Raw genomic sequence first — 15560 nt, 5'->3', positions numbered from 1 at the left:
CAGTGACATCTTTTACGTGGAATTATTGTTATAATAGAACTAGCATATTCGTATTGATTGGAGATTGTAGCATGATAAAAACAAAACGTATTCAGCAAATAAAAGAGTATGTATTTGACCGGGAATCTGCCTCTCTTGATGAGCTTGTGACGCATTTTGGCGTCTCAAAAAACACCATACGCCGAGATGTACAAGCATTGGTAGAATCCGGCGTGCTAAAGAAAGTGTACGGCGGCGTCGCTGTGAATCACTCAACATTGGTGGTGTATCAGGAGCGAAAGACTCGTCAGTTGAGTAAAAAACAATTGATAGGACAGGCTGCCGCCGCTTTTGTTGAACATGGTGATATGATTTTTGTTGATTCTGGTACAACGACACTGGAGATGCTTCCCTACTTGAAGGAGAAACAGATTACCGTTGTGACAAATAACGTGGATTTCATTACACAGGCTATGCCTTATGAACACCTCACCATCTTTTCAACCGGGGGTATGCTAGAGCGAAAAACAAATTCTTTCGTTGGTTATCAAAGTGTTGAGCGTCTCAAAGCATACAATGTCAATAAAGCATTTATTGCATCAACTGGTTTATCCATTGATCATGGCGTCACGAATTCCTCCCCGCTTGAGACAGATATTAAAAAAACGCTCGTTGAAAAAAACGCCAAAACCTTTTTATTAGTCGATGATAGTAAGTTTGACCATTATGCCTTGACCACGTTTTGTGACTTAAAAGACATAGACATCGTCGTGACGAATGAACAACCAAATGAAGATTACCTTCAATATGGAAAAGAGCATGATGTGAAATTTGTCACGCCTTAGTCCAGAGCGAAAAAGCCAAGCGCCAATGTTTTGGCTTTTTTCTTATGCGCAAAAGAGTGAAACGGCGAAGTGTTGGTTACATTATGATTGTATATTAAACACATATTTGGAGGTTGACCTGATGCCGTTGTTACGATTTGACGTGATAGAAGGCCGTTCAAAAGAGGAATTAAAAAAACTGCTGGACACTTGCCATGAAGCAATGGTTGATGCCTTTGGGGTACCTGAACGAGATCGCTATCAAATTGTTCATCAGCACCGCCCTGAAGAGATGATGATTGAGGACACTGGGCTTGGTTATCCGAGAACAAAGGATCTGGTTGTCATTAGTGTTGTCAGTAAACAGCGGACGAAAGAGCAAAAGGAACAGCTTTATGCACAAATCGCAGAACGTATAGAAAAAGAATGCAGGGTTGCCAAGACGGATGTGATGATCTCCATCGTGGAAAATGGAGACGCCGATTGGAGCTTCGGGATGGGTGAGGCTCAATTCATAAGAGGATGGCTCTAAAAAACGGCTCAGGAATGTGAGCCGTTTTTTGATTCATTCATTTTCAAGCTGTATGAGCAAGTTGAATAAATAGCGGTACACTGCTGAGATCACACCAATCAAAGGTGTATCTTCTTTGATGTCCTCTAGTTCAAGAAGCGGAATGTTGATATCAAATAACCCGTCTTGCCCATTAAATTGAAGCTGAGCACCATTTAATGTTGAGAGCATCTCTTTTAGTAATCCAGTATCTTTTTTAGGACGCTTCAATCCGAATAACACGGTATACGTCTGAAATACTTCATCCCATTCTATGGCAAGTCCGTCTGCTCTCACCACATCAAACCACTTCGACTCGATATAAATGAATTCTTTTTGTTGTTTTTTTACGTATGTAAGAGGTGTATTTAAAAAGGCAGCATTTTCTGCTTGAATCATTTCCTCCGATTCTTTGTCTACACGTTCTATATAAACATCAGCAAAGCGTGCTTCTTCTGTCATTTTTGCCCCTTCTAACGGCCAATTTTGACTTGCGGCTTTGTTATATTCAAAGTCGGTGAGCGCCTGCCCTTCTTTCAATAAATCTTGTAAGCGATTTTGCAGTGACATGACTGTATCTCCTTTCATCTACTTCATATGCGTTTTTTATTTTAGCATAACACATGAAAAGAAAGATATGCCTGAGCATATGATGGTATGATAGTGGAAAAAGAAACATCTCGGAGGGGACCGTTTTGCTCACAATGACACTGGCAGAAAAAATCGTAGATGAGGTCAAAAAGGTACTGACGGAAGAAATCATCATCACACAAACAAACGGTACCATTATTGCTGCAACAGATCCAGCACGCATTGGTCAATTTCATGAAGGTGCATATGTCACATCCTTAGAAGGGCAGAAACGAATTCTCACAAAGGATGATGTGCTGCAGATGAAAGGCGTCAAAGCCGGTATCAATCTGCCTATTTATTTTAAACAAGAAGTCATTGGGGTCATTGGAATGACAGGTGATCCTAGGCATGTCTCCCCTTTTGGCGACATTTTACGTAAAATGACGGAGCTGCTCATTCAAGAACATGAATTTTTTCAAGAAACGGAAACAGATGAACGGCAGCTTGAAGCCTTTGTGTTCGACTGGCTTCATCTGCCAGAGACAGCGGTTGATATGCCCGAGAAAGCGCAGCGGCTTGGCCTTGATGTCAACAAGCAGCGTGTCGCTATTCTCATTGATTGTCAAGACGAATCGTTTATGAAGCAGGATCAATACAAACTGATGAAGGACAAACTGCAACTCACCAATCAGGAGATCATTGTGCGCTGGGGGCATGCACGTTTTTTGCTCATGCTACAAGCCACACCAGATGGTCGTGATACATGGCACAAGCGCTTGTTCCATATTCATGCTGCGCTCACAGCGCTGTCACCATCGAGGATTTTAATGGGGGCAGGAAAACCAGCAGCTTCTCATGTCATGAAGCAGTCCTTTCATCAAGCGTTTCGCGCTTTAAAATTGGCGCATGCTGAAACACCCATTGTGTTTGATGAAGATTTGACGCTTGAACTTTTTATGGAGGAAATCAGTCAGGAAACAAAAGATGCGTTTCTTGATCGAACGATTGCGTCCCTTTTCCCCTATCCAGAACTAGTGAAAACATTGCGGGTACTCATCGCTTCGGATTACTCATTGAAACATACAGCAGAAGCTATGCATGTCCATATTAATACACTTCATTACAGATTAAAACGGATTCAGGATTTAACGACACTTGATCCAAAGCGTATGCAAGATGCGATGCTTTTTTATTTGGCCTTGCTGCTTTTAGATCATGATACAAAAAATACGATAAAACAGCCTGATATTTTGTAGAATCGTCTATAGTCATGTGGCGGTTCTTTTTTTATACTTGTAGAAACGAGACGTTAAATGAGCGGGAGTGATTGTATATGCTAGATTCAGAATTTTCAAATCAATTAAAAGAGATTGTCGGTGCGCCCAATGTCCAAGACAGCAAGGCGGATCGTCTTGCCTACTCTTATGATGCGACACCAAATTTTCAACAGATGCCAGATGCCATCGTGACACCTCGCACGGCAGAAGAAGTGCAGCAAATTGTGAAACTGTGCGCCTCTTACAAGGTGCCGATTGTCCCAAGAGGCTCAGGGACGAATCTGTGCGCAGGAACATGCCCTACTCAGGGCGGATTGGTGATTCTCTTTACTAGAATGAATCAATTATTAGAAATAGACGAAGAAAATTTAACCGCAACGGTGCAGCCTGGCTTAATTACGCAGGAATTGATTCATCAAGTAGAGGAAAAAGGTCTCTTCTACCCGCCAGACCCAAGCTCTATGAAAATTTCCACATTAGGCGGCAATATTAACGAAAATTCAGGGGGACTGCGGGGGTTAAAGTATGGAGTGACAAGAGATTATGTCCTTGGGCTTGAAGTGGTTTTGCCTAATGGTGACATCATCAAAACAGGCGGAAAGCTTGCAAAAGATGTCGCTGGATATGATATGACTCGATTGTTCGTTGGTTCAGAAGGAACACTCGGGATTGTCACAGAAGCGGTGCTAAAGCTCCTGCCGCTTCCAGAAACGAAACAAACAATGCTTTGTTTATACGAAAGCCTTGAAGAAGCTGCGACTTCTGTATCGGCCATCATTGCTGAGCGTATCATTCCTGCTACATTAGAATTTATGGATCAGCCGACCCTTGAAGTCGTTGAAGATTTTGCAAACATCGGCCTGCCTACTGACGTTCAAGCTGTGTTATTAATTGAACAGGACGGCAACCCTGAAGCTGTTTCTCGTGATATCCAAAAAATCGCAGAAGTCTGTGAGCAGCACGGGGCTAAAAGCGTGAAGATCGCACATTCAGAAGAAGAGGCAAGTGCGCTCTTAACAGCGAGACGCTCTGCTTTATCTGCCCTCGCTCGATTAAGTCCTACAACGATTTTAGAAGATGCTACCGTTCCCCGGTCTGAAATTGCCAATATGGTTCGTGCAATCGAAGACATTGCACGAAAGTACGAGGTGAACATTTGTACGTTTGGTCATGCAGGTGATGGCAACTTACACCCCACTTGTGCGACAGATGCAAGAAATGAAGAAGAAATGAAACGTGTAGAAGCTGCCTTTCAGGCCATTTTTGAAAAAGCCGTTGCACTTGGCGGCACCATTACAGGCGAACATGGCGTGGGTCTTATGAAAGCGCCCTATTTGGAGCTGAAGGTCAAAAAAGAAGGAATCGCTGCCATGAAGGCGATTAAACAGGCACTTGACCCAGCACATATCATGAACCCAGATAAAGTGTTTGGAAAAGCCTCAAGAAAGCGAGTGGTGGTCTCATGAGTTCTTCTTCTAAGCAAAAAGAGATCCAGCAGCAGTTTCAGGAGCAAATGGATGAAAAGGAGCTGCTTAATTGCATGCGCTGCGGATTCTGCCTCCCTTCCTGCCCTACCTATATTGAATCTGGACAAAAAGAAACGCACTCCCCTCGGGGCCGAATTGCGTTAATGAAAGCTGTAAGAGATGGCGTCATTGAGCCAGATGAAGATGTTGAACATTCCCTTAATCTTTGTCTCGGCTGCCGTGCATGTGAACCAGTCTGCCCTTCTGGCGTCAAGTATGGACAGCTGCTAGAAGATGCAAGAGACATTATTCAACAACATAAAAAACAATCGTTTCCCGTCAAATTGATGAGACGTGTTGTGTTTAAAGGTCTCTTTCCGTCACAAAGTCGTATGCGACAAGCTGCTAGTTTTCTTCGATTTTATCAAACATCTGGTCTGCAAACAGCCGCCAGGAAGACTCGCATACTGAAGGTGCTTCCCTCCCATTTACAGTTGATGGAACAGGCACTTCCAAAGGTGCCGCCTCAAAAGAAAAAACGTTTGAATGAATATAAAGCCATTGGTCAGGCAAAAAAACGGGTGGCGTTTTTTACTGGCTGTTTAATGGATACAGTTTTCTCAAACACAAACAAAGCGACCATTCATCTCTTGCAGCTGGCAGGCTGCGATGTGATCGTTCCTCCTATACAAACGTGCTGCGGCGCGCTACATGGTCATAGCGGAGAAAAAGACCAAGCAAAACAGTTAGCCAAGCGGAATATTGAAGCATTCGAGGAAACAGATGCTGATGCGATTGTCATGAACGCGGGCGGCTGTGGCGCCTTTTTAAGCGATTACGGTCATTTGCTTCAGGATGATCCAGATTTTCAAAAACGAAGTAAAGCCTTCTCACAGAAAATAACCGATATATCAAGTATCCTTGTAGAGCTGGAGTTTCACCGCCGCGTGCCACTGGCTTTGCCAGCGCAAGTGATCACCTATCAAGACTCCTGTCATTTACGAAATGGGATGAATGTACAACAGGCGCCGAGGGTGCTCATGAAAGCCATTCAAGGGGTAACGTTTAAAGAAATGAAAGATGCCGGCCGCTGCTGCGGATCTGCAGGAATCTACAATATCTTGCAGCCAGACATGTCGATGCAAATTTTAGATCATAAAATGACGGAAGCGAGCAACACAGCTGCAGCTGCCATTGTGACGTCGAATCCAGGTTGTCAATTACAAATGGCAGCTGGCGTCAAAAAGGCAGGACATATGCCTAGCATGAGAGCGATTCATCTGGCAGACTTTTTATTAGAAGCCGTTCAATATGGAAAAAAAGCGTCCAGTTCATGAAGCTGAACGCTTTTTTTATGCATATCTTCAGAAGATCGGTTGGATAATAGAGGCAAATCACGGAAGGAGATGGTTCAAGTGCTGAAGAAAAACAAATCAAAACAGAAAGACCCGAATTCAGTATTTGAAGCATTATCGCGCTCTTCTGATTTTATCAATGAATTATCAAGTTCCGGAGGTTTTCTTTACAGAATTTCTTTTTTTCGTTCTTTAATTAATGGAAATCTCCTTCATGAACAAATCTTGCCTTTTATTCAACAATTGCATCTAACACCCACCCTTGAAGAGCTGAAAGAACACATCCCAATTGAACAAGCTGTGATTACGAAGGACCTTCAAAAAGTGGAAGAAGCTCTTCATCGGGGCAGTATTGCTGTTCGAATTGAGACAGATTGGGGCAATACGCTTCTCTTGCCGATTGAAGAAAAGAAAGGCAGACAAGTGGGCCCGCCTGAGATTGAATTCGGAATCATTAGTGCGCAAGAAGCGTTTGTAGAAGTGCTCGATACAAATTTAAACTTGCTCAGACGCAGGCTGCCCACTCCTGACCTTAAAGTAGTTGAACACACAGTCGGTACCCTTTCTCTAACGAAAGTAGCCGTTGTATACATAGAGAATATCGCCAACCCGCAGAACATTGAAACCGTTCTTCAGCGGATTCAAGATGTTGACTATGACCAAATTCTAGATTCTAACTATCTTGCGCAAATGCTTTATGATGTGTCCAATACAATCTTTCCATTGTTTTTAAATACAGAACGGCCAGACAGGGTTTCCTCAGGTTTAACGGAAGGAAAAATAGCCATTATGGTTGACGGTTCGCCTCATACCCTGCTTGCACCTACAATTTTACTCGAGTATTTTTCTACAATGGAAGACTATAACATGTCTTGGATCGCAGCATCTTCCTTTCGGCTGTTACGCATTTTTGCAGTGATATTTTCTATTTTTGCAACCCCTTTGTATGTAGCTGTTTTAACGTTTCACTATGAACTGATTCCTAAGGACTTATTAGAAACGATTGTCGCATCACGCTATCTCGTGCCCTTTCCGCCTATTATTGAAGCATTATTTTTAGAGATATCGATTGAGCTACTTAGGGAAGCCGGGTCTCGCCTTCCTGCAAAAGTCGGACAGACGCTCGGGATTGTTGGAGGTATTGTGATCGGACAGGCTGCGGTTGCAGCGGGATTAACAAGTAATATTTTGCTCATTATTGTCGCATTATCAGCTCTTGCCTCTTTTGTCACTCCTATTTATAAAATGGGGACAACCATTCGTCTCTTACGTTTCCCATTCCTTTTTGCTGCACAAGTGTGGGGAGCGCTAGGGATTTCGCTAATGGGGGCTTTTCTTCTTACACATTTAATGAAATTAACGTCTATAGGACAACCTTACTTAGAGCCAATCTTTCCACTTCGATTGGCCGATTTAAAGGGTAGTTTGATTCGTCCCCAGCTCCGCTTTTTGAAAAAACGTCCAGAAAATTTACGGCCGCAAAATGAAACGATACACCGCCAAAAGCCAAAGCAAGGCCGTAAGGGGAAAAATGATTTTTATGAATAAGGAAGTGAAGGCATGAGCTCTTCTTCTGTGAAAGAAAAATTTCAAGTATCCCCTTTTTTTGTGTTTTTTCTGATCAATGCCAATCAAGTAGGTGTTGGTATTTTAAATTTCCAGACGAATCTTGTCCGGACGATTAATAATGATGGGTGGATCGCCATTTTAATTGCTGGTGCAAGCGTCAATTTGATGATCTTCCTCATTTACTTTTTGTTTAAAAAAGCACCTACTGACGAATTTAGTGACATTACGCAATCTGTGTTTGGTAAATGGCTCGGACAATTCATCAACATTCTCTACATTTTGTATTTTTCTTCATTGTCTTTGATTGTGCTTGTTCATTATATGGATGTAATCCATGTTTGGCTGTTTAAAGAAATTCCTGGTCTTTTATTTGCATCAGTGCTGCTCATCCTCGTCTATTACATTCACACAGGCGGATTTAGAACAATCGCTGGCTGGGCATTCTTTAGCATTGTCCTAACGTACTGGATGACCTTTATCTGTTTTTATGTCATGAAATATAGTCACATCCGCTTTATGTTCCCCATGTTTGATCATTCATTTTCACAACTCATGATGGGGGTCAAAGATGCCTCTTTATCCATGTTTGGTTTTGGAACATTGCTTGTCTATTATCCCTTTATTAAAAAAGCACAAACGTCGCAAAAATTTGCACATATGGGAGTGTTGCTGACTACATGCCTGAATTTGCTTGTATTTCTCGTTTCTATAGCGTACTACTCAAGTGCTCAGCTCGAATTAACGAAATGGCCAACATTGACATTAACCAGCATTGTCAAACTTCCGTTTATCCAGCGCTTTGAATTTATTGAAGTGTCCCTATGGCTTTTGCTTATCGTTCCAAATATCGCCATTCCATTATGGGCAGCCAGCAGAATGGCAAAACAAGTGTTTCACACGAGCCAACGCATGACGTTAATTGTTCTCAGCCTTCTCATTCTCGTCATGTTTTCATTTTTGATCGAGGCCACCTCTTTTGAGACGTTTAATAAATGGGTGGAATATAGCGGATATATCCTCATATATGGATTGACTGGATGTATGATCATTGGGCTGCTGCTGAAAAAAAGGTGGGTGAAAAAACGCGCATGAAACATTATATTCTCGTGTGTCTCATGTTATTGAGCCTTTTCTTAACGAGCTGTGCACAGCCTCGTCTCTTAGATGAATTAAGTATCTCGCAGGCAGCGGGATTTGACTTATTGGATGATGGAGAAATGAAGGGCTTCTTTGTTTTCCCTGTTTTTAAAAGCGAAGAACAAGGAAGCTATCAAATTGTAAGTGCTAAGTCAAATACCATTAGTAATATTCAGTTTCTTGTGTCGGAAAAATCGCCTTTCCCCGTTGTCATGGGACAAGTACTCGTGATTTTAATAAGTGAAAAGCTGGCGAAAGAAGTGGGTATGATTGATTTGATGAATTACATTTATCGTGATCCGATCATTGGGTCCCGTCAAGTATTTGCCATAGTAGGCGGAGAAGTTGAAAATTTGTTGTATACAAAGATGAATCAAACCAACTTAAATATCGGTGTATATCTTTCAGATTTACTGGCTCAAAACATGCGAAACGGCAATCAACCTGTGACCAATCAGCATATTTTTATGAATCAGATGATGGCAAAAGGCGTGGATGCCTACCTCCCTTACATTAAAAATACAAGCAACTCTATTAAAGTATCAGGTGTCGCTCTTTTTGATCAAGAAAAAATGGTTGGGCATATTCCAGGGGAAGATACGTTTACGTTTAAAGCGATGATTGAAAATCATAAAAATGGGATTTATGAGTTTCGATTTAATGACACAAAGAAAACCCATGTTGTCATTGAAAATATCAAATCACATGTGTCTTATCACATTAAACCAACTGAAAACCTTTCAAAAAAGCCTCATATCACCATTGATATCAAGCTGAAAGGTGAGTTGAAAGAATTTATGAAATCAAAAAAAATCGATACGCCTTCTATCTTGCAGCATGTTGAAAAAGAAGTGGAGAAGCGTGTGGCCCAGCAAGGAAAAGACCTTGTTCAATCCTTTAAAAAGCAAAAAATTGATCCACTTGGACTTGGTTTGAGATATCGTTCTAAAGATAAAGCCATGACACCGGAGAAATGGCAAAAAATCTACCCTGATGCAGATGTCCAAGTGAATTGTCATATGAACATTGTCCAAACGGGTGTCAGCCAATAAAAAAGACTGTATGAAAAGGTTCTCCCTTCTCGTACAGTCTTTTTTAATCTTCATCTTTTACGTCCGGGTCCTCAGGGATTGGTTCATTTAAGATGTCTTGAATGAGCTCTTTATATTGTTCTAGCTGTTTCATATGGGTTTGAAACTGCCCTTGATAAATGAGATGCGATTCCCCGTCAAATACGTAACGAATCTTTTTTTGCTGGATTAATTTTTCAACATATGCTTCTGATACTTCTAAGTATTCAGCTGTTTCTCCAATTGTTAAATACATGCATGTGCACCACCGTTCGTTTCATCTTACAAATTATATCACGAGCTGGTGAAAAAACAGATATCGCTTGTTCATGTTTTTTTCATCTTTTCTTCACTGATTCGTCAACTCGCTTTTGTACAGTATTCATACACCCACTCAAACACTAGGAGGTGATGATCCTTCGCATGACAAAGAAAAATATTCGGACCTATGCCGCATTTCTAACTGTAGGCGCTAGCAATACAATGATTGACTTTCTGTTCTTCTTTTTTTTAACTGCTTGCTTTGTTCCCTCTTTTCTTGCACAGTGCCTGTCCTATACCGCAGGAATGCTGAACAGTTATGTTTGGAATCGAAAATGGACGTTCCAAGTGAAAAAGAAAGCTGACAAGTGGGAATGGATCAAGTGGGCCACAGTCAACGGCGCAGCGTGCCTTCTCACCTATGTTGTCTTATATGTCATGCAGCAAGCAGGTTTCTCATTATTCATTAGTAAAGCGATTGGTACCCTTCTTGGCATGATGATCACTTTTATTGGAAGCCGCCTATGGGTGTTTCCATCAGAAAATAAACCATCAGAAATGGAGCGATGATTCAATGAATATCAAAAAAGCCGTTATACCAGCAGCCGGATTAGGCACACGTTTTTTACCCGCAACGAAAGCACAGCCAAAGGAAATGCTGCCGATTATCGACAAACCCGCCATTCAATACATAGTTGAGGAGGCTGTTCAATCAGGCATTGAAGATATACTAATTATCACAGGAAGAAATAAAAAATCGATTGAAGACCACTTTGACCGTTCGATTGAGCTAGAACACACGTTGCTTGAAAAAGGAAAAAATGAACAGCTGGCTGAAATCAAACATATTGCGGATATGGCCAATATTCATTATATTCGTCAAAAGGAGCCCTTAGGTCTTGGACATGCGGTATTATGTGCACGTCATTTTACTGGCAATGATCCTTTTGCGGTCCTTTTAGGTGATGATGTCATGGTGTCAGAAAGACCTGCACTCTCTCAGCTCATGGAAGTCTTTGAAGACAAACAAAGAGAGGTCATTGGCGTCCAGCAAGTGGATCGTCTAGATGTCAGTAAGTATGGTATGATAAGACCAGCTAGAGTAGACGGTCAAGTGTTTGAAGTCACAGACTTAGTGGAAAAGCCAGCTATTCATGAAGCTCCTTCCGATTTAGCCGTGATGGGCAGGTATCTGTTAACACCATCGATTTTTCCTATTCTACAAGGAATTGAGAGAGGTGCCGGGAACGAAATCCAACTGACAGATGCGCTGAAAATCATTGCACATGAATCACCCATTTATGCAAAACAATTAGATGGGATGAGATTTGACGTTGGTGATAAGCTGGGCTCATTTAAGGCAGCGGCTGAAATTGGATTGATGCGTCATGATATGCGGACAGCCATGCTAGCATATATGCAAAGCATACTCATGAGAGAAGCAAAACAAGCATAGGCTCTTATAAGGATGCTTGAAGAAAATTCGTATTTAAAGGCAGAGTGAAATGAATGGGAACCTTGTTTAATGAAATTTTAACCTGGCTGACAAGCCTTGGTTACGCAGGTGTTGCACTTGGACTGATGATTGAAATTATTCCAAGTGAAATTGTACTTGCCTACGGCGGATATATGGTGTCAACAGGAAGCATAGGATTTGTTGGAGCCGTCATCGCTGGGGTGATTGGAGGAACACTTGCCCAGTGCTTTATTTACTGGATCGGCCTTTACGGCGGAAGACCTTTTTTAACAAAGTATGGGAAGTATTTATTCATCCATGAGCATCATATTGCCACGGCAGAACGCTGGTTTGACCGATATGGAACGGGTGTTGTATTTACAGCTCGTTTTATCCCAGTCGTGCGCCACGCGATCTCAATTCCAGCTGGTATTGCAAAGATGCCATTTCTCAAATTTGTTCTTTTGACCGGATTAGCCGCCATCCCTTGGTCCATCCTATTTATTTACCTTGGAATGCAGCTTGGGACAAAATGGGACCACATTCAAAGTGTCGCTCACACGTATACAACACCAATTATGGTCATTGCCATCGTTCTCATCGTACTGTATTTCGTTTTGAAAAAAATTCGCACAAATCGAAAACGGACAATCTAACGAAAACGCCTTTCACTCGTCATGTGAAAGGCGTTTTTTCTATGCGTGCGTCGATTGTTTTTTCATATATTGAGATAATTCCATAATCATTGCACCCATTCTTTCAAGTGAAGGGGCTAGAATTCGGCTTATCCCCTCTTCTTTTAATGCTTCAGCTGTGACTTTTCCAACAGCTACAGCTAATACATGCTGCTCGAATAGAAGTTGCAGTTCTTCTTTTTTGCCCCATTCTTCTGCTAGTTTGAAAAAGGCATGAACCTGAACAGCGGTTGTAAAACAAACGGCATGGACCTTCCCTTCTTTCATTTCTTGAAGCAAAGTGTCCGCCGCCTCTGGTTCAGGGGGCGTGTGCTGATATGGCATGAGCTGCAAAACGTCTGCTCCCTTGTGATGTAAAAAATCAATGAGAGCTGGTGCATTTTCGCCGTGAAGCTGTACCATGACCCGTTTACCTTGAAGTTCTTTGTCTTCTAACTTTGAAATGAGGTCACGAACGGTTCCATCTTCATCAGAAACATCTGGCTGAATGCCGTGTTTTTTTAGAGCCGCAAACGTTTTGTATCCTCTTGAAGCGATATGGGCACTTGATAAAATGTTCATAAATGCTTCTCCAAGCTGGAGCTCTTCTGCAGTTTCAATTAATGTGTCTGTGCCGATACCCGTTGTTAAAATGACCCAGTCAGCTCCCTTCTTTACAAAGGTTTCTATGCCTGGCTTCAATTCCTCTTTGGCTAAAAATACAGTGCCCTGAAGAGAACGAATAACAGCTTGTCCCCCTTGCTTTTCAACAAGTGTACACATTTCTTCTGTTTTTCTTGTTCCGCATATGGCAATGGTCTTTCCAGCTAAGCCTTTACTCATTCTCATCCCTCTTTTTCTATCACATGTATGATGTATTGTATTAAATATAGATTTATTTGGAAGACGTTGCAAGTGTCTACTAAAAAAGAGCTTGACGTTTCTATCGAATTCGAGTATCTTTTGTAAGTGCAAATTGTAGGAGGTCATTATGGAAAAACAGAATGTTCAAGCAATTCGATTATCAATCGCAGACCCAACACCACTTGGTTTGTTTGGTTTAGCAATGGTGACGCTTGTTGCGTCTTCACAAAAACTAGGAATCACAGATGGCACATCCCTTATTTTACCTTGGGCTATCTTCCTTGGAGGAATCGCGCAGCTGATCGCGTCCATACAAGATTCAAAGCATCATAATATTTTTGGAGCCACTGCCTTCGGCGCATTCGGTCTTTTTTGGATGGGTGTTGGAACTACTTGGCTCATTCAAGCTGGCGTTTTTGGGAAAACGCTTGCGGGAGCTGCGGACCCAAAACAACTAGGTTTTGCTTTTATTGGTTATTTGATTTTCAGCTTATTTATGACGATCGGTGCAATGGAAACACATAAAGTATTGTTTTTGATTTTCGTCTTTATTGATTTCTTATTCATTGGCCTGTCCCTAAGCTCGTTTGGTGTGATGTACGATGTGACTCATACGATGGCTGGTATTGCAGAATTGATTATTTCTCTTCTTTCATTTTATGGTTCTGCAGCTGTTGTGCTGAATACACATTTTGGTCGTACAGTACTGCCAGTTGGACAACCATTTCGCGTGTTTACTAAAGCATAAATAAAAAAGAACTGCTCTTGGCAGTTCTTTTTTTATTCTTATTTTTCTTGTTCCTCTTGAAATATCTCTGCAATGATTTCATAAGAACGCATTCTTTCTTGATGGTCAAACATATCAGAATTAATCATGACTTCATCTGCTTGAGTTGCTTCAATAAAGGCTTTTAACTCTTTTTTCACCTTTTGTTTATCCCCGATCATCGTCGAACTTAATTGTTCGTCCACCATCGCCTTCTCATATGGACTCCATAACCCATCCATACTTTCAACAGGGGCTTTGAGTTTTCCTGGTGTATTACGAATAAGGCTCAAAAATCGCTGATAATGAGACGTCGCCAAATATTCAGCCCGCTCTGTTTGATCAGCAGCAAAAACCGTGACACCAACCATCGCATAAGGTTCTTTTAACACATCTGAAGGTTGAAATGACTGTCTGTATAATTCTAAAGCAGGAATGGTATTTTTAGGGGAGAAATGTGCCGCAAAGGCAAATGGCAGTCCCAGTTCTCCTGCAAGCCTTGCACTAAAACCACTTGAACCAAGAAGCCAAATCGGGATATCCAATCCTTCTCCCGGAACGGCTCTTACATGTTTTTTGACCTGACCAGTCGGTTTGAAATATTGCCGAAGTTCTTCAAGCTGCTCAGGGAAATCCTCCCCATTATGAAGATTACGTCTAAGTGCCCTTGCTGTTAACTGGTCTGTTCCTGGTGCCCTGCCAAGACCTAAGTCAATTCTCCTTGGATACAAAGTCTCCAGTGTTCCAAATTGTTCTGCAATGACGAGTGAAGAATGGTTTGGAAGCATAATCCCCCCAGAACCAACGCGGATCTTTTCAGTCCCTCCAGCAATATATCCAATCAAGACGGATGTTGCTGAACTCGCAACCCCTTCCATATTATGATGCTCCGCAAGCCAATATCTATGGTAGCCCCACTTCTCAGCTTTTTTTGCTAAATCCATACTATGTTCAAATGATTCTTTAATTGTGCCCCCCTCTGTTACAGAGGATAAATTTAACACGGAATATGCTGTGTGTTGTAATACTGATTGACTCATACATGCTGCCCCATTTCTTTCAAAAATCATACTAGTTTCATTCTTTCAACACCATAACATAAAACGATTTAACTTTTAAATGATTTGATTCGATGAACTTCGAACTAAAAAATATCATTAAGCTCAATTCCGCTTTTTAAATTTCCACATAGAATAAAATATTAACTTTTAGGAGATGGGGAATTTGTATAACCAGTACGATAACAAATGTCCCTTTTGCGGAAAAAATCATGATTGGCAACCTCATTACAGAAAATCTCGTCACGATAGACCTACATTTGATGATTGCCCTCTTCTTAAACGAGAATGTAAAAAGAAAAAAGTTGTTAAACATCACAGCACTTGTGCTAAAGCAAAAGGACGAAAAAAAACAAATAATAAGATTGTAAAAAGAGGTTCTACTGGTGTTACTGGGCCTACCGGAGTTACTGGAGCTACTGGTCCTACCGGTGCCACTGGTGTAACTGGTGATACTGGCCCTACGGGAGCCACTGGTGTAACAGGAGATACTGGACCTACTGGTGCGACTGGAGATACCGGACCTACCGGTGATACTGGTGTAACTGGTGATACCGGACCTACTGGTGCCACTGGTGTAACTGGAGCTACTGGACCTACCGGTGCCACTGGTGTAACTGGAGATACCGGACCTACCGGTGCCACTGGTGTAACTGGTGATACTGGACCTACCGGTGCCAC

The 15560-nt window shown here is 41.7% G+C and carries 16 protein-coding genes and 1 pseudogene; 13 read left to right on the top strand and 4 right to left on the bottom strand.

Features of this window, described 5'->3' with window-relative positions; genetic code table 11:
- Window positions 1-71 precede the first annotated feature (71 nt).
- Complete coding sequence (locus tag FXF70_RS12375; protein WP_008346634.1) at window positions 72-824, top strand: DeoR/GlpR family DNA-binding transcription regulator; 753 nt, start codon at window positions 72-74, stop codon at window positions 822-824.
- Between the two features lie 121 nt (window positions 825-945).
- The gene (locus FXF70_RS12370; protein WP_056703147.1) at window positions 946-1335 is read left to right on the top strand and encodes a tautomerase family protein; all 390 of its coding nucleotides are present in this window, start codon (window positions 946-948) and stop codon (window positions 1333-1335) included.
- A 33-nt stretch (window positions 1336-1368) separates the two neighbouring features.
- Here the strand turns inward: FXF70_RS12370 and FXF70_RS12365 are convergent, their stop codons facing one another.
- Window positions 1369-1923 (bottom strand): branched-chain amino acid aminotransferase, encoded by a 555-nt coding sequence (locus FXF70_RS12365; protein ID WP_148780326.1) that lies wholly within the window; start codon window positions 1921-1923, stop codon window positions 1369-1371.
- A gap of 125 nt (window positions 1924-2048) precedes the next feature.
- Here FXF70_RS12365 and FXF70_RS12360 point away from each other — a divergent pair, with 125 nt between their 5' ends.
- The 6 genes from FXF70_RS12360 to FXF70_RS12335 all read left to right on the top strand — a co-directional run bounded on the left by FXF70_RS12360 (window position 2049) and on the right by FXF70_RS12335 (window position 9782).
- Complete coding sequence (locus FXF70_RS12360; RefSeq protein WP_148780325.1) at window positions 2049-3182, top strand: CdaR family transcriptional regulator; 1134 nt, start codon at window positions 2049-2051, stop codon at window positions 3180-3182.
- Between the two features lie 77 nt (window positions 3183-3259).
- The gene (glcD, locus tag FXF70_RS12355) at window positions 3260-4669 is read left to right on the top strand and encodes a glycolate oxidase subunit GlcD (protein ID WP_148780324.1); all 1410 of its coding nucleotides are present in this window, start codon (window positions 3260-3262) and stop codon (window positions 4667-4669) included.
- Window positions 4666-6006, top strand: a complete 1341-nt coding sequence (locus FXF70_RS12350; RefSeq protein ID WP_148780323.1) for a (Fe-S)-binding protein — start codon at window positions 4666-4668, stop codon at window positions 6004-6006. Before glcD ends, FXF70_RS12350 begins: the two co-directional genes overlap by 4 nt.
- Window positions 6007-6084: 78 nt before the next feature.
- Window positions 6085-7572, top strand: coding sequence for a spore germination protein (locus FXF70_RS12345; protein WP_046343727.1), 1488 nt, complete (start codon window positions 6085-6087; stop codon window positions 7570-7572).
- 12 nt (window positions 7573-7584) lie between these two features.
- Window positions 7585-8685, top strand: coding sequence for a GerAB/ArcD/ProY family transporter (locus FXF70_RS12340; RefSeq protein WP_007499199.1), 1101 nt, complete (start codon window positions 7585-7587; stop codon window positions 8683-8685).
- Entirely contained in the window at window positions 8682-9782 is a 1101-nt protein-coding gene (locus FXF70_RS12335; protein WP_231131710.1) for a Ger(x)C family spore germination protein, read from the top strand. Before FXF70_RS12340 ends, FXF70_RS12335 begins: the two co-directional genes overlap by 4 nt.
- 43 nt (window positions 9783-9825) lie before the next feature.
- Here FXF70_RS12335 and FXF70_RS12330 read toward each other — a convergent pair whose 3' ends face one another.
- Entirely contained in the window at window positions 9826-10056 is a 231-nt protein-coding gene (locus tag FXF70_RS12330; protein ID WP_148780322.1) for an excisionase family DNA-binding protein, read from the bottom strand.
- Window positions 10057-10223: 167 nt separating this feature from the next.
- Here FXF70_RS12330 and FXF70_RS12325 point away from each other — a divergent pair, with 167 nt between their 5' ends.
- Genes FXF70_RS12325 through uptA form a run of 3 tightly spaced genes read left to right on the top strand, consistent with a single transcriptional unit; the run spans window position 10224 to window position 12173 of the window.
- Window positions 10224-10631: a GtrA family protein gene (locus FXF70_RS12325; protein ID WP_048002686.1), complete on the top strand. Its 408-nt coding sequence runs from the start codon at window positions 10224-10226 to the stop codon at window positions 10629-10631.
- Window positions 10632-10635: 4 nt separating this feature from the next.
- On the top strand, window positions 10636-11517 hold the full coding sequence (gene galU, locus FXF70_RS12320; protein WP_017359504.1) for a UTP--glucose-1-phosphate uridylyltransferase GalU: 882 nt from the start codon (window positions 10636-10638) through the stop codon (window positions 11515-11517).
- Window positions 11518-11570: 53 nt separating this feature from the next.
- Window positions 11571-12173, top strand: coding sequence for an undecaprenyl phosphate transporter UptA (gene uptA, locus FXF70_RS12315; protein ID WP_007499192.1), 603 nt, complete (start codon window positions 11571-11573; stop codon window positions 12171-12173).
- A gap of 39 nt (window positions 12174-12212) precedes the next feature.
- Here the strand turns inward: uptA and FXF70_RS12310 are convergent, their stop codons facing one another.
- The gene (locus tag FXF70_RS12310) at window positions 12213-13034 is read right to left on the bottom strand and encodes a uroporphyrinogen-III synthase (RefSeq protein WP_148780321.1); all 822 of its coding nucleotides are present in this window, start codon (window positions 13032-13034) and stop codon (window positions 12213-12215) included.
- A gap of 148 nt (window positions 13035-13182) precedes the next feature.
- On the opposite strand from FXF70_RS12310, the gene FXF70_RS12305 reads away from it, so the two are divergent.
- Window positions 13183-13803, top strand: coding sequence for an acetate uptake transporter (locus FXF70_RS12305; RefSeq protein WP_007499188.1), 621 nt, complete (start codon window positions 13183-13185; stop codon window positions 13801-13803).
- Between the two features lie 38 nt (window positions 13804-13841).
- On the opposite strand, the gene FXF70_RS12300 is transcribed toward FXF70_RS12305, so the two are convergent.
- Window positions 13842-14861 (bottom strand): LLM class flavin-dependent oxidoreductase, encoded by a 1020-nt coding sequence (locus FXF70_RS12300; RefSeq protein WP_148780320.1) that lies wholly within the window; start codon window positions 14859-14861, stop codon window positions 13842-13844.
- Between the two features lie 394 nt (window positions 14862-15255).
- On the opposite strand from FXF70_RS12300, the pseudogene FXF70_RS19460 reads away from it, so the two are divergent.
- Window positions 15256-15560: pseudogene (locus FXF70_RS19460) on the top strand (collagen-like protein); the annotation flags it as partial.

It is taken from the genome of Bacillus sp. Y3, assembly GCF_008123875.1.
GTDB lineage: Bacteria > Bacillota > Bacilli > Bacillales > Bacillaceae > Bacillus > Bacillus altitudinis.
Note: the sequence above shows the minus strand (reverse complement) of the source record. Positions and strands in the feature narration are given on the sequence as shown.

Bases quoted from the DNA above. Each gene is read 5' to 3' on its own strand.
- galU (WP_017359504.1), top strand. From the start codon at position 10,636: ATGAATATCAAAAAAGCCGTTATACCAGCAGCCGGATTAGGCACACGT.
- FXF70_RS12365 (WP_148780326.1), bottom strand. From the start codon at position 1,923: ATGTCACTGCAAAATCGCTTACAAGATTTATTGAAAGAAGGGCAGGCG.
- FXF70_RS12350 (WP_148780323.1), top strand. From the start codon at position 4,666: ATGAGTTCTTCTTCTAAGCAAAAAGAGATCCAGCAGCAGTTTCAGGAG.
- uptA (WP_007499192.1), top strand. From the start codon at position 11,571: ATGGGAACCTTGTTTAATGAAATTTTAACCTGGCTGACAAGCCTTGGT.
- FXF70_RS12370 (WP_056703147.1), top strand. From the start codon at position 946: ATGCCGTTGTTACGATTTGACGTGATAGAAGGCCGTTCAAAAGAGGAA.
- FXF70_RS12325 (WP_048002686.1), top strand. From the start codon at position 10,224: ATGACAAAGAAAAATATTCGGACCTATGCCGCATTTCTAACTGTAGGC.
- FXF70_RS12340 (WP_007499199.1), top strand. From the start codon at position 7,585: ATGAGCTCTTCTTCTGTGAAAGAAAAATTTCAAGTATCCCCTTTTTTT.
- FXF70_RS12300 (WP_148780320.1), bottom strand. From the start codon at position 14,861: ATGAGTCAATCAGTATTACAACACACAGCATATTCCGTGTTAAATTTA.
- FXF70_RS12335 (WP_231131710.1), top strand. From the start codon at position 8,682: ATGAAACATTATATTCTCGTGTGTCTCATGTTATTGAGCCTTTTCTTA.
- FXF70_RS12330 (WP_148780322.1), bottom strand. From the start codon at position 10,056: ATGTATTTAACAATTGGAGAAACAGCTGAATACTTAGAAGTATCAGAA.
- FXF70_RS12375 (WP_008346634.1), top strand. From the start codon at position 72: ATGATAAAAACAAAACGTATTCAGCAAATAAAAGAGTATGTATTTGAC.
- glcD (WP_148780324.1), top strand. From the start codon at position 3,260: ATGCTAGATTCAGAATTTTCAAATCAATTAAAAGAGATTGTCGGTGCG.
- FXF70_RS12305 (WP_007499188.1), top strand. From the start codon at position 13,183: ATGGAAAAACAGAATGTTCAAGCAATTCGATTATCAATCGCAGACCCA.
- FXF70_RS12310 (WP_148780321.1), bottom strand. From the start codon at position 13,034: ATGAGTAAAGGCTTAGCTGGAAAGACCATTGCCATATGCGGAACAAGA.